Below are 24332 nucleotides of genomic sequence, written 5' to 3'. Positions count from 1 at the left end.
TATTATTTATAAACGCTAATTTTATTTATTAGCTTTTATTTCTTTTGTAATAGCATCTAAAATTTCAAATGCTGTTTCTGCCATTTTATTTCCTTTTAAATCTAATAAAGGATTAACTTCAACAAATTCTATACTTGCCACTTTTTTGGTTACAATAAACTTATTGATAATTTCAATTATTTCGTATTGATCAAAACCTTTTGGCACAGGAGTCCCAGTTCCATAAGAAATCATATCACAATCCATAGAGTCAACATCAAAAGACACATAAATTAAGTCACAATTACTTAAACTATCTATTGCTTCATTAACACATGTATCCATTCCGCGATAACGTACTTCAGCAACTTTATAGTTTTTTATACCTAGTTTTTCAATCTGCTTATCTTCTGGTTCTTCGGTATCTCTTACTCCAAAATAAACAACGTCGCTTGCTTCTACCTTAACTTTATCGACACCAATATTCTTCATAGCTTCCCATAAAGAAGCTGTTTCAGTATCTATATTGTTTATTTGACAATCTAGATTATCATCTGCCAATGCAGCTGCTAATGGCATACCATGAATATTTCCAGAAGGCGACGTATAAGGTGAATGAATATCTGCATGTGCATCAATCCAAACAACTCCTACTCTTTTATCTGGATTAGCAGCTTTAATACCACTTATGGTACCTAATGCTGAAGAGTGATCACCAGATATTACTAAAGGAAATTGATTGTTTTCAAGTGTTTCTTGTACTGCGCCAGACAATCTTGTACATTGATTTAAAACATGCTTAATTCTTTTAGCAAATGAATTAACACCTTTGTTATAAATAGATTCATTTTCAGTTTCAACATCCATAAAGTCAAACTGATTAAAATAACTATTTTCAGCATTAATAGCTGCAATTTCAATAGCGTCAATTCCCATGTCACTTCCACGAGTTCCTGCTCCTATATCTGATCTATTTTTTATTAACTTAATATCTTTCATTTTAATTTAAATTGAAAAGCCTCATAACTAAGTTATGAGGCTTGTATATTAAAAAAGTATATTATCTCTTTTCAATAGTTTGAAACTCTCTATAAGTTTCTCCAATATATAATTGTCTAGGACGACCAATTGGCTCGTTGCGTAAACGCATTTCTCTCCATTGTGCAATCCAACCTGGTAATCTACCTAAAGCAAACATAACTGTAAACATTTCAACAGGAATTCCCATTGCACGATAGATAATTCCAGAATAGAAATCTACATTTGGATATAACTTACGCTTAACAAAGTACTCATCATTAAGAGCTTCATTTTCTAATCCTTTTGCGATATCTAATATTGGGTCTTCAACACCTAAATCACCTAATACTTCATCAGCAGCTACTTTTATAATCTTAGCTCTTGGGTCGAAGTTTTTGTAAACACGATGTCCGAATCCCATTAAACGGAAAGGATCTTCTTTATCTTTTGCTTTAGCCATATACTTTTTAGTGTCTCCACCATCTTCTTTAATAGCTTCTAACATTTCTAATACAGCTTGGTTAGCACCTCCATGAAGTGGTCCCCAAAGTGCAGAAATTCCAGCAGATAAAGAAGCGAATAAACCAGCATGAGATGAACCAACAATTCTTACTGTTGATGTAGAGCAATTTTGCTCATGATCAGCATGAAGAATTAATAATTTATCCATCGCATTTACTAAAATCTCATTTTGCTCATACTCTTCATTAGGCTGCTCAAACATCATTTTTAATAGATTTTCAACATAACCTAATTTATTATCTCCATAATCTAAAGGTAAACCTTGCTTTTTACGCATTGTCCAAGCAACAAGTACTGGGAATTTACCTAATATACGTACTACTGAATTATACATAGCTTCTTCTGAAGATACATCAACCGAAGAAGGATTAAATGCAGTTAAAGCACTTGTTAAAGAAGACAACACTCCCATTGGATGTGCTGCCTTTGGAAAAGCATCTATAATTTTCTTTACATCATCATCTACAACAGAGTTAGATTTAATATCACCATGGAATTTATCTAACTGTTCTTGTGTTGGTAATTCTCCAAAAATAAGTAAATATGCTACTTCTAAGAAGTCAGCTTTTTCAGCTAGCTCCTCAATAGAATATCCTCTATATCTAAGAATTCCTTTTTCACCATCTAAAAAAGTAATGGCACTTTCACAAGACCCAGTGTTTTTATAACCAGGATCAATAGTTGTAACTCCACCTGTTACTCCTCTTAAAGTTTTAACATCAATTGCTACTTCATTCTCTGTTCCTGTTACTAATGGGAATTCATGTTTCTGACCATTAACCTCTAAGATTGCTTTTTCTGACATATTTATTCTTGAATTTTATATTATTTTTTGCGGTTTGCTAATTTACGAAATTTCGGCCTAATTTTTGATGAATAATACATATTTATTGGTAAAATGATATACAAAAAAAGCGTTTCAATAATTGAAACGCTTTCTTAATATTTAAAGGATAAGTTTTACTTTACCTTGAATGCTTTTTCTTGCGGATAATAAGCTACACTACCAAGTTCTTCTTCAATACGAAGTAACTGGTTATATTTCGCCATTCTATCACTTCTTGAAGCAGATCCAGTCTTTATTTGACCGCAATTTAATGCTACTGCTAAGTCAGCAATTGTATTATCTTCTGTTTCACCAGAACGATGTGACATTACAGATGTGTATCCAGCATTTTTAGCCATATTTACTGCAGCAATAGTCTCGGTTAAAGTACCTATTTGATTTACTTTAATTAAAATAGAATTAGCTATTCCATTTTCAATTCCTTTTGATAAACGCTCCACATTTGTAACGTATAAATCATCACCAACTAATTGTACTTTATCACCAACTTTTTCAGTTAATACTTTCCATCCATCCCAATCATTTTCATCCATTCCATCTTCAATTGAGATAATTGGGTATTTATCACATAACTCTGCTAAATAAGCTGCTTGCTCCTCAGATGTTCTTACCATACCTTTTTCTCCTTCGAAAATTGTATAATCGTACTTTCCATCTTTATAAAACTCAGCAGAAGCACAATCTAATGCTATCATAATTTCATCACCAAAACTGTATCCTGCATTCTCAACAGCTTTTGCAATAGTGTCTAAAGCATCTTCTGTTCCTCCAGCTAAATTTGGAGCAAAACCACCTTCATCACCAACGGCAGTACTTAAATTTCTATCATGAAGTACTTTTTTAAGGTTATGGAAAATCTCAGATCCCATTTGCATTGCTTGTGTAAATGATTTAGCCTTAACTGGCATTACCATAAACTCTTGAAATGCTATTGGCGCATCACTATGTGAACCTCCATTAATAATATTCATCATTGGCACTGGAAGTGTATTTGCACTCACGCCTCCAACATAACGATATAATGGCATCCCTAATTCTGCTGCTGCCGCTTTAGCTGCTGCTAAAGAAACACCTAAAATTGCATTAGCTCCTAATTTAGATTTATTTGGTGTACCATCTATTTCAATCATAGTTTGATCGATTAGATTTTGTTCAAAAACCGAAACACCTAATAATTCCTGAGCTATAATTGTGTTTACATTTTCAACTGCTTTTAAAACAGCTTTCCCCATATATTCTGAACCTCCATCTCTAAGCTCAACAGCTTCATGCTCTCCAGTTGATGCTCCTGAAGGTACTGCAGCTCTTCCCATAGCTCCATTTTCAGTAATTACATCTACCTCTACAGTAGGGTTACCACGAGAATCAAAAATTTGTCTTGCATGTATGTCAATTATTATGCTCATTTTTCTAATATTTTGTTATTATTTTTATAGTGTAAATTTACGAAATGTTCCTTTAAAATTAAGCTATTGAAAGCTTTATTGCGTTATTTTTTGCGATAACGTTTTAGTAAACAAAAAAGGTAACACGCTTAATTAATGTTACCTTTTAATCTTATTATTTTAAACATTCAATGAATTCATCAAACAAATATGTTGAATCATGTGGTCCAGGACTTGCTTCAGGATGGTACTGTACAGAAAAACAATTTTTGTTTTTCATTGCTATTCCTGCTACTGTATTATCATTTAAATGCAAGTGAGTAATCTCTAAATCTGGATGCGTTTCAGCTTCTTCTCTATTAACTGCAAAACCATGGTTTTGTGAAGTAATCTCTCCTTTTCCTGTTTTTAAGTTTTTAACAGGATGATTTATACCTCTATGTCCATTATGCATTTTGTACGTAGACACACCGTTTGCTAAAGCAATTACTTGGTGTCCTAAACAAATACCAAATAATGGTAAATTCTTTTCAATTACTGTTTTTGCTAATTGTTGTGCTTCAACTAAAGGCTGTGGATCTCCAGGTCCATTAGACAAGAAATAACCGTCAGGATTCCATGCACTTAATTCTTCGAAAGTTGCATTGTAAGGAAATACTTTTATGTAAGCATCACGTTTTGCAAAATTGCGTAAGATATTTTTCTTAATACCTATATCTAAAGCAGCAATTTTATATTTAGCATTTTCATTACCAAAATAATATGGTTCTTTGGTAGATACTTTTGAAGCTAATTCTAGACCTTCCATATTAGGAACTTCGGCTAATTGCTTTTTTAATCCTTCTATGTTATCAACATCTGTAGATATTACAGCATTCATTGCGCCATTATCTCTAATATAGCTAACTAATGCTCTAGTGTCTACATCAGAAATTCCAAATAGGTTATTTTTTTCAAAAAACTCTTCTAGTGAAGCATCTGCAGCTTCTCTTGAATAATTGTAACTAAAGTTTTTACAGATAAGACCAGCAATTTTAATAGAATCTGATTCTACTTCTTCATTATTGACTCCGTAATTACCAATGTGTGCATTAGTAGTTACCATTAATTGGCCAAAATATGAAGGGTCTGTAAATACTTCTTGATATCCTGTCATTCCTGTATTAAAACATACTTCTCCGAATGCACTACCTTCTTTTCCTATAGCCTTACCATAAAATATTGTTCCGTCGGCTAATAAAATTAACGCTTTTTTACGTGTTTGGTATTTCATAGATTTAATTGTGTTGTAAAGTTTCGCAAAATTGTATAAAAAAAGGACAAACTAAAAAAGTTTATCCTTTATTTTATTAATGCTTATTAACATTTATTCTTCTTCGTTAGTTGCTTGAGTCTCAACTGGAGCAGCAGCTGGCTTTGAACCACCTCTTCTACTTCTACGAGTTGTCTTCTTTGCTGGCTTTCCTGCATTATAGATTTCGTTGTAATCAACAAGCTCTATCATTGCCATATCAGCGTTATCACCTAAACGATTACCAAGTTTAATAATTCTTGTGTAACCTCCTGGACGATCTGCAACTTTTACTGCAACATCTCTAAACAATTCTGTAACTGCGTCTTTTTGACGAAGTTTAGCCATTACGATACGTCTGTTATGAGTTGTATCTTCTTTTGACTTAGTAATCATTGGCTCTACAAATTGCTTTAAAGCTTTTGCTTTAGCAACAGTTGTGTTAATACGCTTGTGCTCTATTAAAGAACAAGCCATATTAGCTAACATTGCTTTTCTGTGAGCGGTTTTTCTACCTAAATGGTTTACTTTTTTTCCGTGTCTCATGACATTTGTTTTATCATCTTGCTACCAAACTCGGTATACGAGGAGCAAAATATGATTAATTAATCTTTATCTAATTTATATTTACTTAAGTCCATTCCGAAATTTAGTCCTTTAACATTTACAAGCTCTTCAAGCTCTGTTAAAGATTTTTTACCAAAGTTTCTGAATTTCATTAAATCATTTTTATTGAAAGATACTAAGTCTCCTAAAGTATCTACTTCTGCAGCCTTTAAACAGTTAAGAGCACGAACAGATAAATCCATATCAATTAACTTAGTTTTTAATAACTGACGCATATGTAGAGATTCCTCATCATAAGTTTCAGTTTGTGCAATTTCATCAGCCTCTAAAGTGATACGCTCATCAGAGAATAACATGAAGTGGTGAATTAAAATTTTAGCTGCTTCAGTTAAAGCATCTTGAGGGTTGATTGATCCGTCAGTTTGAATTTCAAAAACTAATTTTTCGTAATCCGTTTTTTGCTCTACACGGAAGTTTTCAACACCATACTTTACATTTTTTATAGGTGTATAAATTGAATCTGTAAAGATTGTTCCCATTGGTGCTGTAGCCTTTTTGTTTTCTTCAGCTGGAACATATCCTCTACCTTTTTCAATTGTAATTTCCATGTTAATACTTACCTTAGGGTCTAAGTTACAGATAACGTGATCTGAGTTTAACACTTGGAATCCTGAGATAAATTTTTGGAAATCACCTGCTGTAATTTGTTCTTGTCCTGAGATAGAAATAGAAACAGACTCGTTATCTATTTCATCTATTTGACGCTTAAAACGAACTTGCTTTAAGTTAAGAATAATTTCAGTTACATCTTCTACTACGCCTGCGATTGTTGAAAATTCGTGTTCTACACCTTCAATTCTCACTGAAGTAATTGCAAATCCTTCTAAAGAAGATAATAAAACTCTTCTTAAAGCATTTCCTACTGTTAATCCATAACCAGGTTCTAAAGGACGAAATTCGAATTTCCCTTCAAAATCTGTAGAATCAATCATGATTACTTTATCGGGCTTTTGAAAATTTAATATTGCCATTGTTTTCTTCGTTTTAATTGTTGTTTAGTTGCGCGGTATAAAAGTTTGAAGAAATGCTTATATACCCTTTGGCCAAACACCAATATGGTTAATTTATTATTATTTAGAATATAATTCTACGATGAACTGCTCGTTAATGTTTTCTGGAATTTGAACTCTAGCAGGAACTGAAACATATGTTCCTTGCTTAGTATCATTATTCCAAGTAATCCATTCGTATACATTGCTTGAAGATGCTAATGCATTTTCAATAGCTTCTAAAGATTTAGATTTTTCTCTTACTGCTACTACATCACCAGCTTTTAAAGAGTAAGAAGGAATGTTAACGATTTCACCGTTAACTGTAATGTGTCTGTGAGAAACTAATTGTCTAGCACCTCTTCTAGAACGAGATAATCCCATTCTGTATACTACGTTGTCTAATCTAGACTCACATAGTTGTAAAAGCACCTCACCTGTAATTCCAGGAGCAGCAGTAGCTTTTTTAAACATGTTTCTAAATTGACGCTCTAAAATACCGTAAGTGTATTTAGCTTTTTGCTTCTCCATTAATTGGATTGCATACTCAGATTTTTTCCCACGTCTTCTGTTGTTTCCGTGTTGTCCTGGAGGATAATTTCTTTTTTCAAAAGATTTATCTTCTCCAAAGATAGCTTCGCCGAATTTACGAGCGATTTTAGTTTTAGGACCAGTATATCTTGCCATTTTTAAATTTGTTTGAGAGTGATTATGAATTAAGGTCTTATGCTTATCCTTCGATAATCGTTGATCTCTCGTTAATACTTATTTTTTTCGGTTTGCAAATTTACACAAAAAATTAATATCAACCATTAAAAACGATTGATATTAATTTTTCTGAAAATTGTATAAATTATACTCTTCTTCTTTTTGGAGGTCTACAACCGTTGTGAGGTGTAGGTGTTACATCGATAATTTCTGTAACTTCAATACCACCATTGTGAATAGATCTGATAGCAGATTCTCTACCATTACCAGGACCTTTAACATATACCTTCACTTTCTTTAATCCAGCTTCTTTAGCTACTGCTACTGCATCTTCTGCAGCTAATTGAGCAGCGTAAGGTGTGTTTTTCTTAGATCCTCTAAATCCCATTTTACCAGCAGATGACCATGAAATTACGTCACCTTTTTTGTTAGTTAATGAGATAATAATGTTGTTGAAAGACGCAGTAATGTGCGCTTCTCCATTAGACTCTACTATAACTTTACGTTTTTTAGTACTTGACTTTGCCATATTGTTTTTTAGTTTTAGTTGTTAGTTTTAGTTGTTAGAATCCTAAACATTTCTATTTCAGGCAGATTCTTCTAACGTCTATAAACTAATGACTAATGTCTGTTATTATTTAGTTACCTTTTTCTTGTTAGCAACTGTTTTTCTTCTACCTTTTCTTGTTCTTGAGTTGTTCTTAGTACGTTGTCCTCTTAAAGGTAATCCAGATCTGTGACGGATTCCTCTGTAACAACCTATGTCCATTAAACGCTTAATGTTTAATTGAGTTTCAGAACGTAACTCTCCTTCAATAGTATAAGATCCTACTGCAGCACGAATGTTACTGATTTCTTCATCAGTCCAATCTGATACTTTAGTACTCTCATCTACTTTAGCAGTAGCTAATATTTCTTTTGCTCTACTTCTACCTACTCCGTAGATATAAGTTAAAGAGATAACTCCTCTTTTTTGTTTTGGTATGTCTACACCTGCAATTCTAGCCATAATTAACCTTGTCTTTGTTTGAATCTAGGATTCTTTTTGTTGATTACGTAAAGTCTACCTTTTCTTCGTACGATTTTACAATCTGCACTTCTTTTTTTAACTGATGCTCTTACTTTCATCGTATTAGTATCTATAAGTTATTCTTGCCTTAGATAAATCGTAAGGACTCATTTCTAATTTAACTTTATCACCTGGTAAAAGTTTAATATAATGCATACGCATTTTACCAGAGATATGTGCAGTCACAATGTGACCATTTTCTAATTCTACACGAAACATAGCATTTGACAATGCTTCTATTATTGTTCCGTCTTGTTCTATTGCTGCTTGTTTTGCCATAGTATTATATATTAAGAAGCTTATTGTGCTGCTTTTCTATTTTTACCAGTCTTCATCAAGCCATCATAATGCTTATTCAACAAGTATGAATTTACTTGTTGCATAGTATCGATTGCAACTCCAACCATAATTAATAATGATGTACCTCCGAAAAATAATGCCCATCCTTGTTGTACATTCATAAGCTTAACGATAATTGCTGGGAACACAGCAATCAATGCTAAGAATATAGAACCAGGTAATGTAATTTGTGACATTATCTTATCTAAGTACTCTGATGTTTCAGATCCTGGGCGTATTCCTGGAATAAATCCTCCGCTACGCTTTAAATCGTCTGCCATTTTATTTGTAGGTACTGTAATTGCCGTATAGAAATACGTGAATATTATAATTAATAATGCAAATACAATATTGTACGTTAATCCAAATATATCGCTAAACGAAGCTTGTAACCATTGTCCAACAGAAGAATCTTTCATAAAGTCCATTCCTCCAATTAAACCAGGTACAAACATAATTGCTTGTGCGAAAATGATTGGCATTACACCAGAAGCATTAAGTTTTAATGGTATATATTGTCTAGAACCAAATACATTTTTTTCGTATCCACCAGAAGCAGTTCTTCTAGCGTACTGTACAGCAATTTTACGTACAGCCATTACTAGCATTACTGATGCAAGAATAATTACGAACCAAATTACAAGTTCTATTAATATCATTATTAAACCACCATTAGACTCTGTTACTCTAGAAACATATTCTTGTACAAAAGATACTGGCATTGTAGCAATAATACCTACCATAATTAATAATGAGATACCATTACCTATACCTTTATCTGTAATCTTTTCACCAAGCCACATTGCAAAAATACAGCCAGTTACAAGAATAACTATAGAAGAGAAATAGAATAATCCTCCTTGACCTAATAAAAATGCTTCTTGAGGAATTCCTAAACTAGGTAAGCTTACTAAATAACCTGGTGCTTGTACTAAACAAATACCAATAGTTAACCAACGTGTAATTTGTGTAATTTTCTTTTGTCCACTTGCTCCTTCTTTTTGTAGTTTTTGTAAATAAGGAATAGCAATTCCCATTAACTGCACTACAATTGAAGCAGAAATATATGGCATAATACCCAATGCAAAAACTGAAGCATTAGCAAAAGCTCCTCCTGTAAAGGCATTAAGTAAACCTAAAAGGCCAGTATCGGTATTATCACCTAACACACCTAATTTACTTGCATCTATTCCAGGAAGCACTACTTGCGCTCCAAAACGGTAAATTAAAAGCATTCCTAAAGTAAGAACGATTCTATCTTTTAATTCCGTTATTTTCCAAACATTTTTTAAAGTCTCTATAAATTTCATAGTCTATATTGGGTCTTATAAAGTTACAGCTTCTCCTCCAGCAGCCTCAATAGCAGCCTTTGCTGAAGCAGTAAATTTATGAGCAGTTACTGTTAATTTAGCTTTTAATTCTCCTCTTCCTAAAATTTTAACTAGTTCGTTTTTACCAGCTAAACGTAAAGCGATAATTGTATCTAAATCTACAGTATCTATAATTTTCTTATCGTCAACCATTTGTTGTAAAGTATCAAGGTTGATTCCTTGATATTCTTTACGATTAATGTTAGTAAAACCAAATTTAGGCACACGTCTTTGAAGTGGCATTTGTCCACCTTCAAAACCTAACTTTCTAGAGTATCCAGAACGAGACTTAGCTCCTTTGTGACCACGTGTAGCAGTACCACCTTTTCCAGATCCTTGACCTCTACCTACTCTTTTACTATTATTGTTAACTGAACCTTCTGCAGGTTTTAAATTACTTAAATCCATTTTTCAGTATTGTTTTAAGCTTCCTCTACAGAAACTAAGTGTTTTACTTTATTAACCATACCAAGGATATTTGGTGTGGCATCATGTTCTACAGTTTGACCAATCTTTTTAAGACCAAGAGCTTCTAAAGTTCTTTTTTGTCTTTGTGTACGATTGATTTCACTTCTTTGTTTTGTTACTCTAATTTTAGCCATCGTATCCTAAATTATCCGTTAAAAACTTTTTCAAGAGAAATACCTCTATCTCTAGCAATAGTCTTCGCATCTCTTAATTGTAATAAAGCATCAAAAGTTGCTTTTACTACGTTATGAGGGTTTGAAGATCCTTGAGATTTAGATAATACATCGTGTACTCCTACTGCTTCTAAAACTGTTCTTACAGCTCCACCAGCAATAACTCCTGTACCAGGTGCTGCAGGAATAATGTTTACTCTTGCTCCACCGTATTTTCCTTTTTGCTCATGAGGTAAAGTTCCTTTCATTAGAGGAATACGAACAAGGTTTTTCTTAGCATCTTCTACTGCTTTTGCAATTGCACTAGCAACATCTTTAGACTTTCCTAAACCGTGTCCTACAACACCTGCTTCATCACCAACTACTACGATTGCTGAAAAACCAAATGCTCTACCACCTTTAGTTACTTTTGTAACTCTTTGTACACCAACTAAACGATCTTTAAGATCTAATCCACTTGGTTTTACTAACTCTGCACTTTTGTATTTTTGATACATAATTTCTTTAGAATTTAAGTCCTGCTTCTCTAGCTCCTTCAGCTAATGATTTTACTCTACCATGATATAAATAACCTCCTCTATCGAAAGAGATTTTTTCTACGCCTGCTTTTAAAGCTTTTTCAGCAACAGCCTTACCTACTAAAGCGGCTATTTCTGATTTTGTACCTTTTGCAGAACTAATGTCTTTATCTCTAGATGATGCAGCACTAATAGTTTTACCAGTTACGTCATCTACTAATTGAGCATAAATTTCTTTATTACTTCTAAAAACAGCTAATCTTGGCTGAGACGCTGTCCCAGAAACAATCTTACGAATTCTGTTTTTAATTCTTTGTCTTCTATCGTTCTTTGATAATGCCATAACTTACTTATTAAGCTGATTTACCTGCTTTTCTTCTTATTTCTTCACCAACAAACTTAACTCCTTTTCCTTTGTAAGGCTCTGGCTTACGGAAACCACGTATCTTTGCAGCTACTTGTCCAACAAGTTGCTTATCGTGAGAAGTTAATTTTACGATTGGGTTTTTACCTTTCTCTGAAATTGTTTCAACCTTTACTTCTGGAGCAACGTTTAATACAATATTGTGAGAGAAACCTAGAGCTAAATCAAGTTTATTTCCTTGATTACTTGCTCTATATCCAACACCTACAAGCTCTAATTCTTTAGTCCAACCTTTAGACACACCTTCAATCATGTTATTGATAAGTGCTCTATAAAGGCCGTGTTTAGATTTTTGCTCTTTGTTATCTGAAGAACGTGTTACTAAAACATTTCCTTCCTCAACTTTAATCTCTACAGCATCAAAGTCTTGTGTTAATTCTCCTAATTTACCTTTAACTGTTACAACGTTATCTTTAACTTCTACAGTTACGCCTTCTGGAATGGCTACGGGATTATTTCCTATTCTTGACATTTCTTTTGGGCTTTAAATTAGTAAACGTAACATAATACTTCACCACCAACATTTTCTCTTTGAGCTTGCTTACCTGTCATTACTCCATGAGAAGTAGAAACAATGGCAATACCAAGACCGTTAAGAATACGTGGTAATTCGCTAGAACTAGCATATTTACGTAAACCTGGTTTACTTATTCTTTCAATTTTCTTGATCACTGGTTCTTTAGTTTCTTTTGTGTACTTAAGAGCAATTTTAATTGTTCCTTGTACAGAAGAATCATCGAACTTATAACTTAAAATATATCCTTGATCGAATAATATTTTAGTGATCTCTTTCTTTAAATTAGATGCTGGAATCTCAACCACTCTGTGGTTAGCTCTCACGGCATTTCTAATTCTTGTTAAATAATCCGCTATTGGATCTGTATACATAATTATTTAATTTGCGGTTATGGTTTTTAGAGATTCTAAACCTTTAACCAATTATAAAATTCTACCAGCTTGCTTTTTTAACACCTGGAATTAATCCTTTATTAGCCATTTCACGGAACATAACACGAGAAATTCCAAACTGACGCATATATCCTTTTGGTCTTCCTGTTAATTTACATCTGTTATGCATGCGAATTGGAGAAGCATTTTTTGGTAACTTTTGTAACGCTTCATAATCGCCAGCTGCTTTTAAAGCTTTACGTTTTTCAGCATATTTAGCTACTGTTTTAGCTCTTTTCACCTCGCGGGCTTTCATTGATTCTTTAGCCATGACTTAGTTCTTTTTAAAAGGTAATCCTAATTCTGTTAATAATGATTTTGCTTCTTTATCTGTATCTGCAGAAGTTACAAATGTAATATCCATACCAGCGATTTTGTTTACCTTATCGATATCAATCTCTGGGAAGATAATTTGTTCAGTAATTCCTAAATTGTAATTACCTCTTCCGTCAAAACCATTTGCTTTAATACCATTGAAATCTCTAACACGTGGTAAAGCAGAAGTTACTAAACGGTCTAAAAATTCATACATCTGTTCTCCACGTAAAGTTACTTTAACACCAATTGGCATTCCTTTACGTAATTTAAATGATGCAACATCCTTTTTAGAGATAGTAGCTACAGCTTTTTGTCCTGATATTTTAGTAATTTCTTCTATTGCGTGATCGATTAATTTCTTATCTGCAACAGCAGCACCAACACCTCTAGATATTACTATCTTAGTAAGTTTAGGCACTTGCATTACGTTTGTATATCCGAATTCTTCTGTAAGAGCAGACATTACTTTGTCTTTGTACTCTTGTTTTAATCTTGGAGTATAAGCCATAACTATTAAATTACTTCATTAGATTTTTTAGCAAATCTTACTTTCTTATCGCCTTCCATTCTATATCCAACTCTTGTTGTTTCTCCTTTTGAAGTTAACAACGATAAATTTGAAATTTGAATAGATGCTTCTTTTTCTACGATTCCTCCTTGTGGGCTTTGTGCACTTGGCTTCATGTGTTTTTTCACCATGTTTACACCCTCAACAATCGCTTTATTCTTATCGATTAATACTTTAAGAACTTTTCCTTCTGATCCTTTATGGTCTCCAGCAATTACTCTTACTGTATCTCCTGATTTTATTTTAAGCTTTCCCATTGTAATATTTTACATTAAAGCACCTCTGGTGCTAATGATACAATTTTCATGAATTGTTTATCACGAAGTTCTCTAGCCACAGGTCCAAATACACGTGTTCCTCTCATTTCTCCCGTAGGATTTAAAAGTACACATGCGTTATCATCAAATCTGATGTATGAACCATCTGGTCTTCTTACTTCTTTTACAGTACGAACAACAACTGCTGTTGAAACAGCTCCTTTTTTAATGTTTCCATTAGGAGTTGCATCTTTAACAGTAACAACAATTTTGTCACCAACAGAAGCGTATCTTCTTTTTGTTCCACCTAAAACACGGATAGTTAAAACTTCCTTTGCTCCAGTGTTATCAGCTACTTTTAATCTTGATTCTTGTTGTACCATAATTACTTCGCTCTTTCAATTATTTCTACTAATCTCCAACACTTAGATTTACTTAAAGGTCTTGTTTCCATGATCTTTACAGTATCACCAATGTTACAGTCGTTTGTTTCGTCGTGTGCAACGTATTTTTTCGTCTTTAACACGAACTTACCATACATAGGGTGTTTTACTTTCTTAACTTCAGAAACCACAATTGACTTCTGCATTTTATTACTTGTAACTACTCCTATACGTTCTTTTCTTAAGTTTCTTTTTTCCATCTTTCAGCAGAATACTATTGTATTTCTCTTTTAGTTAACTCTGTTGCTATTCTAGCTACTGATCTTCTTACAGCTCTAAGCTGAATTGGATTCTCAAGAGGAGAAATTGCATGTGCCATTTTTAGGTCTGAATAACTCTTCTTTGTTTCACTAAGCTTCTCTTGTAACTCAGCTGTAGACAGTTCTTTAATTTCTGATTGTTTCATAATATCAATAAATTAAGCTTCGAAATCTCTAGCTATAATAAACTTAGTTTTTACTGGAAGTTTTTGTGCTGCTAAACGTAATGCTTCTTTTGCTACGTCTAATGGCACACCTCCTATTTCAAATAATACTCTTCCAGGTTTAACAACTGCTGCCCAATATTCTACAGCACCTTTACCTTTACCCATACGTACTTCAAGAGGTTTCTTTGTGATAGGCTTGTCTGGAAATATTTTAATCCATAATTGCCCTTCTCTTTTCATGTAACGAGTAGCAGCGATACGTGCAGCTTCTATTTGACGAGATGTTATAAACTTAGAATCTAGAGATTTTATACCAAACATTCCGTTTGAAAGCTGATGTCCTCTTCCGGCGTTACCTTTCATACGTCCTTTTTGGACTTTACGAAATTTTGTTCTTTTTGGTTGTAACATTTTTCTTTAATTTAAAAAATTACTTTCTACGACGAGATTTGTTATTACCACGTCCACCCTTTCCTTGCTTCTTAGATAAACCAACAAGCGGAGAAAGTTCTCTTTTACCATATACTTCACCTTTCATGATCCATACTTTAACCCCTAATCTACCGTAAGTAGTGTGAGACTCAACTAAAGCATAGTCAATATCAGCTCTGAATGTTGATAAAGGAATTCTACCATCTTTATAGTGCTCAGAACGTGCCATTTCAGCACCATTTAAACGACCACTAATTTGAATTTTAATTCCCTCAGCATTCATACGCATAGCAGCTGCGATAGCCATTTTGATTGCACGCTTGTAAGAAATACGATTCTCAATTTGACGTGCAATACTTGAAGCTACTAAATATGCATCAAGCTCAGGTCTTTTAATTTCAAAGATGTTTAATTGAACTTCTTTACCTGTAATCTTTTTAAGCTCTTCTTTTAACTTGTCTACCTCTTGCCCACCTTTACCGATAATAATACCAGGTCTAGCAGTAGTGATAGTAACGGTTACAAGTTTAAGAGTTCTTTCGATGATTACTCTCGACACACTTGCTTTTGATAAACGAGCATAGATATACTTTCTGATTTTATCATCCTCAGCAAGCTTGTCTCCATAATCGTTTCCTCCATACCAGTTAGATTCCCATCCTCTGATAATCCCAAGGCGATTTCCTATTGGATTTGTCTTCTGTCCCATTTATTAATTGCTTTGTGTGTTATTGTTTGCTCCAAGCACTAATGTAACGTGATTGGATCTTTTTCTAATTCTGTGTGCACGACCTTGAGGTGCTGGACGTAATCTTTTTAACATAGATCCTCCATCAACTCTAATCTCTTTTACAAATAAATCAGCATCTTCGATACTTGCATCTTCGTTTTTAGCTTGCCAGTTTGCAACTGCAGATAATAACAATTTCTCTAAACGACGAGAAGCTTCTTTTTGACTGAATCTTAAGATATTAAGTGCTCTTTCTACCTTTTCACCTCTTACTAAATCGGCTACTAAGCGCATTTTTCTTGGTGACGTAGGACAGTTATTAAGCTTAGCGAAAGCAACTTGCTTTTTCTCTGCTTTAATAGCCTCTGCCATTGTTTTTTTACGACTTCCCATTGCTCTTATTTTTTACCTTTATTTTTAGCACCTGCATGTCCACGGAATGAACGTGTTGGTGAAAATTCTCCTAATTTATGGCCTACCATGTTCTCTGTTACATAAACAGGTACAAATTGTCTACCATTATGTACTGCGATTGTTTGTCCAACGAAATCTGGAGTAATCATACTAGCTCTTGACCAAGTTTTGATTACTGTTTTTTTGTTAGCTTCAACGTTTGCAGCAACTTTTTTCTCTAATTTATAATGAACGTAAGGTCCTTTTTTTAATGATCTTGCCATGTCTTATTATTTCTTTCTACGTTCTACAATATATTTATTACTCGCTTTTGTCTTAGAACGTGTTCTATATCCTTTAGCAGGTATACCGTTTCTAGAACGTGGATGTCCACCAGCAGACTTACCTTCACCACCTCCCATTGGGTGATCAACTGGATTCATTACTACTGGTCTTGTTCTTGGACGTCTTCCTAACCATCTGCTTCTACCTGCTTTACCAGATACTAATAACTGATGATCTGAGTTAGATACTACTCCAATAGTTGCAAGACAATCAACAAGAATTAATCTTGTTTCTCCTGAAGGTAATTTTACAGTTGCAAACTTACCATCTCTTGCCATTAATTGAGCAAATGCACCTGCACTACGAGCCATAACAGCTCCTTGTGTAGGACGTAACTCAATACATGAAATAATAGTACCTAATGGAATTTGACTTAAAGGCATAGCGTTACCAATTTCTGGAGCTACGTTATCACCAGATACAATTGTTTGCCCAACTTGAAGTCCATTTTGAGCAATAATGTATCTTTTTTCACCATCTTGATAGTTTAACAACGCGATAAACGCTGTTCTGTTTGGATCATACTCGATAGACGCAACTTGCGCTGGAATTCCATGCTTGTTACGCTTAAAATCGATAATACGATACCTTCTCTTATGACCTCCACCTTTGTAGCGCATGGTCATTTTTCCTTGACTGTTTCTACCACCTGAACGTTTTTTCGGAGCTAATAAACTTTTCTCCGGCTTATCAGTAGTAATAGCGTCATAACCGTTTACTACTCTAAATCGCTGTCCTGGTGTGATTGGTTTTAATTTTCTTACTGACATTGTTGTCTAATTACATATTAGCATATAAATCAATCGTTTCACCTTCCGCCAGTTGTACAATTGCTTTTTTAGTAGCATTTGTTTTACCATGTTGGATACCAGTTTTTGTATACTTGGTTTTCCTATCTGGACGGACATTTATAGTACGAACTTTTTCTACAGAAACACCATAAACAGCTTCCACTGCTTTTTTGATTTCTACCTTGTTCGCCTTTGTATTCACTTGGAAACTGAAGCAGTTATTTAACTCACTATCAGTTGTCGCTTTTTCTGTGATTATTGGTTTAATTAAGATACTCATGGTCTTCTTATTTACTTAAATTCGTTACAATTCCTTCTAAAGACCCTTCTAAAAGCACTACTTGATTTGCGTTTAAAATCTTATAAGTACTTAATTCTGAGCTAGTTATAACTTCAGAGCCTTTTAAATTGCGTGACGACAAATATACATTATTATTTGACGCACCCAACACAAACAATGATTTTTTGTTCTCTAAGTCTAAGGCTTTCAGTACAGAAGTGAAATTCTTAGTCTTTGGAGCATCAAAATTAAAGTCTTCTAAAATTGTAATTGCATTTTCAGAAGCTTTCATTGTTAATGCAGATTTACGCGCTAAACGTTTCACGTTTTTATTTAATTTGAAACCGTAGTTTCTTGGTCTTGGACCAAACATACGTCCACCACCTTTAAATACACCAGACTTGATACTTCCTGCTCTTGCAGTACCTGTACCTTTTTGCTTTTTAATTTTACGTGTACTTCCAGTAATTTCTGCTCTTTCTTTTGCCTTGTGCGTTCCTTGACGTTGGTTAGCTAAATATTGCTTAACATCTAAGTATACAGCATGTTCATTAGGCTCAATAGCAAACACATCTTTAGAAAGGTCTGCCTTTCTACCTGTGTCTTTTCCGTTAATATCTAAAACTGCTACCTTCATTACTTTTGAATAATTACATAAGCGTTTTTGTGTCCAGGAACAGCTCCTTTAACAACAAGTAGGTTCTTATCAGCCACTACTTTTAAAACTCTTAAATTTTGAACTTTTACAGTGTCTCCACCCATTCTTCCTGCCATTCGCATTCCTTTGAATACTCTAGCTGGATATGATGCAGCTCCAATAGATCCTGGTGCTCTTAAACGGTTATGTTGACCGTGAGTAGCTTGACCTACACCACCAAAACCGTGTCTTTTTACAACACCTTGAAATCCTTTACCTTTAGACGTTCCTGCAACATCCACAAATTCGCCTTCAGCGAAATGCTCAACTGTTATAGTATCACCTAATTTGTACTCCTCATCAAATCCTTTAAATTCCGCGACTTTTCTCTTAACAGAAGTACCTGCTTTTTTAGCGTGACCAATATCAGCTTTTGTAGCATTTTTCTCTGTCTTGTCATCGAAACCAAGTTGGATAGCTTCGTAACCATCAACTTCTTCGGTTCTGACTTGGGTAACAACGCATGGTCCAGCTTCGATTACTGTACAAGGAATATTTTTCCCGTTTTCATCAAAGATGCTGGTCATTCCGATTTTTTTTCCAATTAACCCAGACATAATTATTAATTTAATTTATTGTTTTACTTATTTAAAAAATTTCAGGGTCGAAATACGCTTCAACCCTGAATTGTATTTTTACCGTTTTTCCCTTGCTCGCAGCTCAGGACATGTTAGTTTATACTTAAACTTTAATTTCTACTTCTACTCCACTTGGTAATTCAAGTTTCATTAAAGCGTCAATTGTCTTTGAAGACGAAGAGTAAATATCTAATAAACGCTTATAAGAGCTTAATTGAAATTGTTCTCTTGACTTCTTATTTACGTGTGGTGAACGTAATACAGTGAAAATTTTCTTGTGTGTTGGTAATGGAATTGGTCCAGTTACAACAGCACCTGTACTTTTTACTGTTTTTACAATCTTATCAGCAGATTTATCTACTAAGTTGTGATCGTAAGATTTTAATTTTATTCTAATTTTTTGACTCATTTTCTTAAAATTTAAGCTTCAACTCCTTTAGCTGCTTTAATCACTTCTTCAGATATATTTGAAGGTGTTTCAGCATAGTGTGAAAATTCCATAGTAGAAGTTGCTCTACCTGATGATAATGTTCTTAAAGACGTTACATAACCAAACATTTCTGATAATGGCACGTTAGCTTTAACAACTTTAGAACCTGCTCTGTCTCCCATGTCATTAACTTGACCACGACGACGGTTAAGGTCTCCTACTATATCTCCCATGTTTTCTTCAGGAGTTAATACTTCTAACTTCATGATTGGCTCCATGATTACAGCTTTTGCAGCTTTTGCAGCAGCTTTAAACCCAAGCTTAGCAGCCAATTCGAATGATAATTGATCTGAATCCACATCGTGGTAAGACCCATCAGTTAATGTAACCTTCATAGCATCTACTTCGTATCCTGCTAATGGTCCATTAATCATAGCCATTTTGAATCCTTTTTCTACTGAAGGGATAAATTCTTTAGGAACGTTACCACCTTTAATTTCAGAAACGAATTCTAATCCTTGTTTACCTTCTTCAGCTGGTTCAATTGTAAATACAATATCTGCGAATTTACCACGTCCACCAGATTGTTTTTTATAAACTTCTCTGTGTTCAGCACGTTGTGTAATTGCTTCTTTGTACTCTACCTGAGGTTGACCTTCGTTAACCTCTACTTTAAACTCACGCTTTAAACGATCAACAATAATATCTAAGTGAAGCTCACCCATTCCAGAAATAATCGTCTGTCCTGAAGCTTCGTCTGTTCTTACTGTAAATGTTGGATCTTCTTCAGCCAACTTAGCTAATGCAATACCTAATTTATCAACATCTGCTTTAGTCTTAGGCTCAACCGCGATACCAATTACTGGGTCAGGGAAGTCCATAGATTCTAAAACGATAGGTGCTTTTTCATCAGATAATGTATCACCAGTTTTAATAGATTTAAATCCTACTGCAGCACCAATATCTCCTGCTTCGATAAAATCGATAGCATTTTGTTTGTTAGCGTGCATTTGATAGATACGAGAGATACGCTCTTTTTTACCTGAACGGTTATTTAAAACGTAAGACCCAGCATCTAATCTACCAGAGTAAGATCTAAAGAATGCTAAACGACCTACGAAAGGATCTGTAGCAATCTTAAATGCTAAAGCAGAGAAAGGCTCCTTTACATCTGGCTTACGAGCAATATCCTCACCAGTATTAGGATCTGTACCTACAATAGCTTCTTTATCTAAAGGAGAAGGTAAGTAACGACATACAGCGTCTAATAAAAACTGAACTCCTTTATTTTTAAATGCAGAACCACAAATCATTGGAATGATAGCCATATCCATAACCGCAGCTCTTAAAGCAGCATGTACTTCTTCTTCAGTAATTGAATTTTCGTCTTCCATGAACTTTTCTAATAAGTTCTCATCGTAAGTAGCTACTTCTTCAATTAATAAAGCTCTATACTTTGCAGCATCTTCTTTTAATTCTTCAGGAATTTCGATCACATCGAAAGTTGCTCCTTGTGTATGATCATGCCAAACAATAGCACGATTCTTTACTAAATCAACAATCCCTTTAAAATCCATTTCCTCTCCAATTGGAAGAACGATAGGCACTGCATTAGAACCTAACATTTCTTTTACTTGGTTATTTACATTAAGGAAATCTGACCCTTGACGGTCCATTTTATTAACAAAACCAATTCTTGGTACTTTATAGTTGTCAGCTAATCTCCAGTTAGTTTCTGATTGTGGCTCAACACCATCAACAGCACTAAACAAGAACACTAAACCATCTAATACACGTAATGATCTGTTTACCTCTACAGTAAAATCAACATGACCAGGAGTATCAATAATATTGAAGTGGTAAGGTTTAGCATCTGCAGATGGCTTACCATCAGCACTTGGAAAGTTCCATGTACAAGTTGTTGCAGCAGAAGTAATTGTAATACCTCTTTCTTGCTCTTGCTCCATCCAGTCCATTGTAGCAGCACCATCATGCACTTCTCCAATTTTATGAGAAACACCTGTATAATAAAGAACACGTTCTGTTGTTGTAGTTTTTCCTGCATCAATATGAGCAGCAATACCTATATTTCTTGTATATTTTAAATCTCTTGCCATTTCTTATTAAAATCTAAAGTGTGAGAATGCTTTGTTTGCTTCCGCCATTTTATGAGTATCAACTCTTTTCTTAACAGCTGCTCCTTCTTCTTTAGCTGCAGCTAAAATTTCTGCCGCTAATTTTTGAGCCATAGATTTTTCATTTCTCTTACGCGCAAAACCTATTAACCACTTCATTGAAGTAGAAATTTTACGGTCTGGACGAATTTGCATAGGAATTTGAAATGTAGCACCACCAACTCTACGACTACGTACTTCTACGTGAGGCATAACGTTAGATAAAGCATCCTTCCAAGTCTCTAAAGCAGTCTTTTCTTCGTCTGTCTTTTTTGCTTCTACGATATCAATTGCATCATAGAAAATTTTAAAAGCTACTGACTTTTTACCATCCCACATCATCATGTTAACGAAACGTGTTACTAACTGATCGTTAAAACGTGGATCTGGTAAAATAGGTCTCTTTTTCGCCTGTCTTTTTCTCATGTCTTCTTTTTAAAAGTTTTTAATTACTTCTTTGGGCGTTTAGCACCATACTTAGATCTACGTTGCGTACGTCCTTCTACACCTGCTGTGTCTAAAGCACCACGTACAATGTGATATCTAACTCCTGGTAAATCTTTTACCCTTCCACCTCTAACTAATACTATCGAGTGCTCTTGTAAATTATGTCCTTCACCTGGGATGTAAGCATTTACTTCATTACCATTTGTTAACCTTACCCTTGCAACTTTACGCATTGCTGAGTTTGGTTTTTTTGGTGTTGTTGTGTAAACACGCGTACATACTCCACGTCTTTGAGGACAAGAATCTAAAGCAGCCGATTTACTCTTCTTAGTTATTTTGGCTCTTCCTTTTCTTACTAATTGTGAAATTGTTGGCATATTATTTTATAATATTATTTAAAAAACCCTCTTCTTAGAGGGCTGCAAAGGTAGAAATTAAAATCAATAATTCAAATCCTATTTGATTAATTTTTAAGACGCTAGCAAATTTACATTATAGTTGATATTATAAGAGTGTTTTTTCCGTTAGTTTTACACAAAATCAAATTGACTTGAAACTCAACTACAACTACATCTTCATTTTCATCTGCTTTATTTTCCCTCAAAGCAATGCCTTATCTCAAAACATCTCACTAAAAATAAATGGAACAACTACTGAGGAAACAAAAATAATTGACTCATTAGGTTATAAAACCGAATTCTCAAACCTAAAACTTTTAACAGAAGAAATTACTACAGTACAAAACAAACTCAGCATAAAAGGATATATAGAAAACAAAGTCGTTTCAACCAAAACAAAAGAGAAAGATCACACCTACACAATTAGCCTTAATAAAAAATACAACATAATATATTTATACTACGATGACAACATCTTTTCAAGAGAATTAATCTCAGAAGTTTTTGAACCCTCAAACAACGAACAAATAAAAACCACAATATCAAACATTGAAAACAAGTTAAACAAACTTAATTCCTCATTAATAAATAACGGCTACCCTTTTTCAAAAATACATCTAACTGACATAAAGAAGAATTCCGACTCAACACTTCAGGCAAAGTTAAAGCTAACTACAGGTAATAAACGTAATATTGAAAATATTATAGTAAAAGGATATGAAAAATTCCCTGCATCCTATATCAACCATTTTTTAAACATTAAAAAAGAAACCTCTTTTAAACTTGAAGACATTAAAGAAAAAATGCAAAACCTAAACCAACTTAGGTTTACATCTCAAACTAAGACTCCCGAAGTTTTATTTACTAAAGACTCCACCACTTTATATTTATACTTAGAAAAAACAAAAAGCAACACCTTTGACGGGTTTTTAGGCTTTGGGACTAACGAAGAAACTAACAAACTTGAATTTGACGGCTACCTTAACCTCAACCTAATCAATAATTTAAATTACGGTGAAGAATTTAGCTTAATATACAAAAGTGATGAAAACGATCAAAAAACATTTAACGTAAATGCATCACTACCATATCTATTTAAATCACCTATTGGAACTGAATTCTCACTAAACATCTTTAAAAAAGACTCTTCATTCACAACCACTAATCAATCAGCTAAACTATTTTATCAAATCAACCCAAAACAAAGAGTTTACTTAGGTCTAGAATCTAGTCAATCAAACAACCTTTTAGACAACAGCAACAATAACAACATACAAGATTTTAACTCAAACAACTTTTCAATAACATATAATTACGAAAACCTAAACCCTCAAAATTTACTTTTTCAAACAAAAACACTATTTAACCTTTCATTGAAATTAGGAAAAAGAGAATATAATTCCATTTCAGAAAAACAAGAATCCTTCTCCCTTAACACATTCAATATTTTTAACCTTAATCAAAAAAACAGTATCTATATTAAAATAGACTCAAAAGGCATACTATCTGACAACTTTCTAGAAAATGAGTTATTACGATTTGGCGGCATCAACTCCATCAGAGGATTTGAAGAAAACAGCTTGTCTGCGTCATTATATAGTGTAGTCAATACAGAATACAGATATCTACTCAACAAATCAGTCTACATACACTCAATTATAGATTTTGCATATTTTGAAGACAACCTTACTGAAACCAAAGAAAAATTATTTGGATTTGGATTTGGATTTGGATTAATAACAAAAGCTGGATTACTTAAATTCAACTATGCAAATAGCAAATCTAAAAACCAAACATTCAAACTAAACAACTCAAAAATCCACTTAAGCTTAAATGCATTTTTTTAACATTTTTTATGACAATATATTAGTGATAATTAAAAAATTTAAGAGATTTTAAGAAAAATAGTTGTTTTATTAACATTTTATTTTGACTTTTGATATTGAC

The 24332-nt window shown here is 33.7% G+C and carries 37 protein-coding genes; 1 reads left to right on the top strand and 36 read right to left on the bottom strand.

Annotated elements, in window-relative coordinates; all coding sequences use genetic code 11:
• Nucleotides 1-21 precede the first annotated feature (21 nt).
• From ACLII3_RS09915 to rpsL, 36 genes are all read right to left on the bottom strand, one after another.
• Nucleotides 22-978, bottom strand: a complete 957-nt coding sequence (locus ACLII3_RS09915; protein WP_412984071.1) for an arginase — start codon at nt 976-978, stop codon at nt 22-24.
• Nucleotides 979-1039: 61 nt separating this feature from the next.
• Complete coding sequence (locus ACLII3_RS09910) at nt 1040-2326, bottom strand: citrate synthase (RefSeq protein WP_412984070.1); 1287 nt, start codon at nt 2324-2326, stop codon at nt 1040-1042.
• 155 nt (nt 2327-2481) lie between these two features.
• Entirely contained in the window at nt 2482-3774 is a 1293-nt protein-coding gene (gene eno, locus ACLII3_RS09905) for a phosphopyruvate hydratase (RefSeq protein WP_412984069.1), read from the bottom strand.
• A 154-nt stretch (nt 3775-3928) separates the two neighbouring features.
• Nucleotides 3929-5026 carry a glutamine-hydrolyzing carbamoyl-phosphate synthase small subunit gene (gene carA, locus ACLII3_RS09900; protein ID WP_412984068.1) on the bottom strand — a complete coding sequence of 366 codons (1098 nt, stop codon included), beginning with the start codon at nt 5024-5026 and terminating at the stop codon, nt 3929-3931.
• A gap of 93 nt (nt 5027-5119) precedes the next feature.
• A complete protein-coding gene (rplQ, locus tag ACLII3_RS09895; RefSeq protein ID WP_412984067.1) occupies nt 5120-5590 on the bottom strand; it encodes a 50S ribosomal protein L17 in 471 nt (156 codons plus the stop codon).
• 59 nt (nt 5591-5649) lie between these two features.
• The gene (locus tag ACLII3_RS09890; protein WP_412984066.1) at nt 5650-6642 is read right to left on the bottom strand and encodes a DNA-directed RNA polymerase subunit alpha; all 993 of its coding nucleotides are present in this window, start codon (nt 6640-6642) and stop codon (nt 5650-5652) included.
• Nucleotides 6643-6741: 99 nt separating this feature from the next.
• Entirely contained in the window at nt 6742-7347 is a 606-nt protein-coding gene (gene rpsD / locus ACLII3_RS09885) for a 30S ribosomal protein S4 (protein ID WP_412984065.1), read from the bottom strand.
• Nucleotides 7348-7513: 166 nt separating this feature from the next.
• A complete protein-coding gene (rpsK, locus tag ACLII3_RS09880; RefSeq protein ID WP_412984064.1) occupies nt 7514-7897 on the bottom strand; it encodes a 30S ribosomal protein S11 in 384 nt (127 codons plus the stop codon).
• Nucleotides 7898-8002: 105 nt separating this feature from the next.
• Nucleotides 8003-8377: a 30S ribosomal protein S13 gene (gene rpsM / locus ACLII3_RS09875; protein WP_412984063.1), complete on the bottom strand. Its 375-nt coding sequence runs from the start codon at nt 8375-8377 to the stop codon at nt 8003-8005.
• Between the two features lie 2 nt (nt 8378-8379).
• A complete protein-coding gene (ykgO, locus tag ACLII3_RS09870) occupies nt 8380-8496 on the bottom strand; it encodes a type B 50S ribosomal protein L36 (protein ID WP_013305171.1) in 117 nt (38 codons plus the stop codon).
• Between the two features lie 4 nt (nt 8497-8500).
• Nucleotides 8501-8716, bottom strand: a complete 216-nt coding sequence (gene infA / locus ACLII3_RS09865) for a translation initiation factor IF-1 (protein ID WP_028289261.1) — start codon at nt 8714-8716, stop codon at nt 8501-8503.
• A gap of 20 nt (nt 8717-8736) precedes the next feature.
• Nucleotides 8737-10086, bottom strand: coding sequence for a preprotein translocase subunit SecY (gene secY / locus ACLII3_RS09860; RefSeq protein WP_412984062.1), 1350 nt, complete (start codon nt 10084-10086; stop codon nt 8737-8739).
• 15 nt (nt 10087-10101) lie between these two features.
• Nucleotides 10102-10554, bottom strand: a complete 453-nt coding sequence (rplO, locus tag ACLII3_RS09855; RefSeq protein ID WP_412984061.1) for a 50S ribosomal protein L15 — start codon at nt 10552-10554, stop codon at nt 10102-10104.
• 14 nt (nt 10555-10568) lie between these two features.
• Nucleotides 10569-10748: a 50S ribosomal protein L30 gene (rpmD, locus tag ACLII3_RS09850; RefSeq protein ID WP_412984060.1), complete on the bottom strand. Its 180-nt coding sequence runs from the start codon at nt 10746-10748 to the stop codon at nt 10569-10571.
• 11 nt (nt 10749-10759) lie between these two features.
• A complete protein-coding gene (rpsE, locus tag ACLII3_RS09845) occupies nt 10760-11284 on the bottom strand; it encodes a 30S ribosomal protein S5 (RefSeq protein ID WP_412984059.1) in 525 nt (174 codons plus the stop codon).
• A gap of 7 nt (nt 11285-11291) precedes the next feature.
• Nucleotides 11292-11648 (bottom strand): 50S ribosomal protein L18, encoded by a 357-nt coding sequence (gene rplR, locus ACLII3_RS09840; RefSeq protein WP_412984058.1) that lies wholly within the window; start codon nt 11646-11648, stop codon nt 11292-11294.
• Between the two features lie 10 nt (nt 11649-11658).
• Nucleotides 11659-12201, bottom strand: coding sequence for a 50S ribosomal protein L6 (gene rplF, locus ACLII3_RS09835; RefSeq protein WP_412984057.1), 543 nt, complete (start codon nt 12199-12201; stop codon nt 11659-11661).
• Between the two features lie 17 nt (nt 12202-12218).
• Nucleotides 12219-12617, bottom strand: a complete 399-nt coding sequence (gene rpsH, locus ACLII3_RS09830; RefSeq protein WP_412984056.1) for a 30S ribosomal protein S8 — start codon at nt 12615-12617, stop codon at nt 12219-12221.
• Between the two features lie 61 nt (nt 12618-12678).
• Nucleotides 12679-12948 carry a 30S ribosomal protein S14 gene (rpsN, locus tag ACLII3_RS09825; protein ID WP_412984055.1) on the bottom strand — a complete coding sequence of 90 codons (270 nt, stop codon included), beginning with the start codon at nt 12946-12948 and terminating at the stop codon, nt 12679-12681.
• A gap of 3 nt (nt 12949-12951) precedes the next feature.
• Entirely contained in the window at nt 12952-13503 is a 552-nt protein-coding gene (gene rplE / locus ACLII3_RS09820; RefSeq protein WP_412984054.1) for a 50S ribosomal protein L5, read from the bottom strand.
• 5 nt (nt 13504-13508) lie between these two features.
• On the bottom strand, nt 13509-13820 hold the full coding sequence (rplX, locus tag ACLII3_RS09815; RefSeq protein ID WP_412984053.1) for a 50S ribosomal protein L24: 312 nt from the start codon (nt 13818-13820) through the stop codon (nt 13509-13511).
• A gap of 14 nt (nt 13821-13834) precedes the next feature.
• A complete protein-coding gene (rplN, locus tag ACLII3_RS09810; protein WP_117933755.1) occupies nt 13835-14203 on the bottom strand; it encodes a 50S ribosomal protein L14 in 369 nt (122 codons plus the stop codon).
• Nucleotides 14204-14205: 2 nt separating this feature from the next.
• The gene (gene rpsQ / locus ACLII3_RS09805; protein WP_073085362.1) at nt 14206-14463 is read right to left on the bottom strand and encodes a 30S ribosomal protein S17; all 258 of its coding nucleotides are present in this window, start codon (nt 14461-14463) and stop codon (nt 14206-14208) included.
• Between the two features lie 14 nt (nt 14464-14477).
• On the bottom strand, nt 14478-14669 hold the full coding sequence (gene rpmC / locus ACLII3_RS09800) for a 50S ribosomal protein L29 (protein ID WP_412984052.1): 192 nt from the start codon (nt 14667-14669) through the stop codon (nt 14478-14480).
• Between the two features lie 12 nt (nt 14670-14681).
• Nucleotides 14682-15101, bottom strand: coding sequence for a 50S ribosomal protein L16 (gene rplP / locus ACLII3_RS09795; RefSeq protein WP_412984051.1), 420 nt, complete (start codon nt 15099-15101; stop codon nt 14682-14684).
• A 19-nt stretch (nt 15102-15120) separates the two neighbouring features.
• Complete coding sequence (gene rpsC / locus ACLII3_RS09790) at nt 15121-15831, bottom strand: 30S ribosomal protein S3 (RefSeq protein ID WP_412984050.1); 711 nt, start codon at nt 15829-15831, stop codon at nt 15121-15123.
• A gap of 3 nt (nt 15832-15834) precedes the next feature.
• Nucleotides 15835-16245 carry a 50S ribosomal protein L22 gene (rplV, locus tag ACLII3_RS09785; RefSeq protein ID WP_412984049.1) on the bottom strand — a complete coding sequence of 137 codons (411 nt, stop codon included), beginning with the start codon at nt 16243-16245 and terminating at the stop codon, nt 15835-15837.
• Between the two features lie 5 nt (nt 16246-16250).
• Nucleotides 16251-16529: a 30S ribosomal protein S19 gene (gene rpsS / locus ACLII3_RS09780; RefSeq protein ID WP_027880209.1), complete on the bottom strand. Its 279-nt coding sequence runs from the start codon at nt 16527-16529 to the stop codon at nt 16251-16253.
• A 6-nt stretch (nt 16530-16535) separates the two neighbouring features.
• A complete protein-coding gene (rplB, locus tag ACLII3_RS09775) occupies nt 16536-17360 on the bottom strand; it encodes a 50S ribosomal protein L2 (protein ID WP_412984048.1) in 825 nt (274 codons plus the stop codon).
• Between the two features lie 10 nt (nt 17361-17370).
• A complete protein-coding gene (rplW, locus tag ACLII3_RS09770) occupies nt 17371-17661 on the bottom strand; it encodes a 50S ribosomal protein L23 (RefSeq protein ID WP_412984047.1) in 291 nt (96 codons plus the stop codon).
• 7 nt (nt 17662-17668) lie between these two features.
• Nucleotides 17669-18298 (bottom strand): 50S ribosomal protein L4, encoded by a 630-nt coding sequence (gene rplD / locus ACLII3_RS09765; RefSeq protein WP_412984046.1) that lies wholly within the window; start codon nt 18296-18298, stop codon nt 17669-17671.
• A complete protein-coding gene (gene rplC, locus ACLII3_RS09760; protein WP_412984045.1) occupies nt 18298-18915 on the bottom strand; it encodes a 50S ribosomal protein L3 in 618 nt (205 codons plus the stop codon). The genes rplD and rplC overlap by 1 nt, the downstream gene beginning before the upstream one ends.
• 124 nt (nt 18916-19039) lie before the next feature.
• A complete protein-coding gene (gene rpsJ / locus ACLII3_RS09755; RefSeq protein ID WP_007650482.1) occupies nt 19040-19345 on the bottom strand; it encodes a 30S ribosomal protein S10 in 306 nt (101 codons plus the stop codon).
• Nucleotides 19346-19356: 11 nt separating this feature from the next.
• Nucleotides 19357-21483 carry an elongation factor G gene (fusA, locus tag ACLII3_RS09750; RefSeq protein WP_412984044.1) on the bottom strand — a complete coding sequence of 709 codons (2127 nt, stop codon included), beginning with the start codon at nt 21481-21483 and terminating at the stop codon, nt 19357-19359.
• Between the two features lie 6 nt (nt 21484-21489).
• On the bottom strand, nt 21490-21966 hold the full coding sequence (gene rpsG, locus ACLII3_RS09745) for a 30S ribosomal protein S7 (RefSeq protein WP_412984043.1): 477 nt from the start codon (nt 21964-21966) through the stop codon (nt 21490-21492).
• Nucleotides 21967-21989: 23 nt separating this feature from the next.
• Nucleotides 21990-22364: a 30S ribosomal protein S12 gene (gene rpsL / locus ACLII3_RS09740; RefSeq protein ID WP_007094992.1), complete on the bottom strand. Its 375-nt coding sequence runs from the start codon at nt 22362-22364 to the stop codon at nt 21990-21992.
• Between the two features lie 173 nt (nt 22365-22537).
• On the opposite strand from rpsL, the gene ACLII3_RS09735 reads away from it, so the two are divergent.
• Nucleotides 22538-24232, top strand: coding sequence for a hypothetical protein (locus tag ACLII3_RS09735; RefSeq protein WP_412984042.1), 1695 nt, complete (start codon nt 22538-22540; stop codon nt 24230-24232).
• Nucleotides 24233-24332 lie beyond the last annotated feature (100 nt).

Origin of the sequence: Pontimicrobium sp. IMCC45349 (assembly GCF_047219225.1) — a bacterium.
Lineage (GTDB): Bacteria > Bacteroidota > Bacteroidia > Flavobacteriales > Flavobacteriaceae > IMCC45349.
The sequence above is the reverse complement of the archived record's forward strand: the minus strand, read 5'-3'. Positions and strand labels throughout refer to the sequence as shown.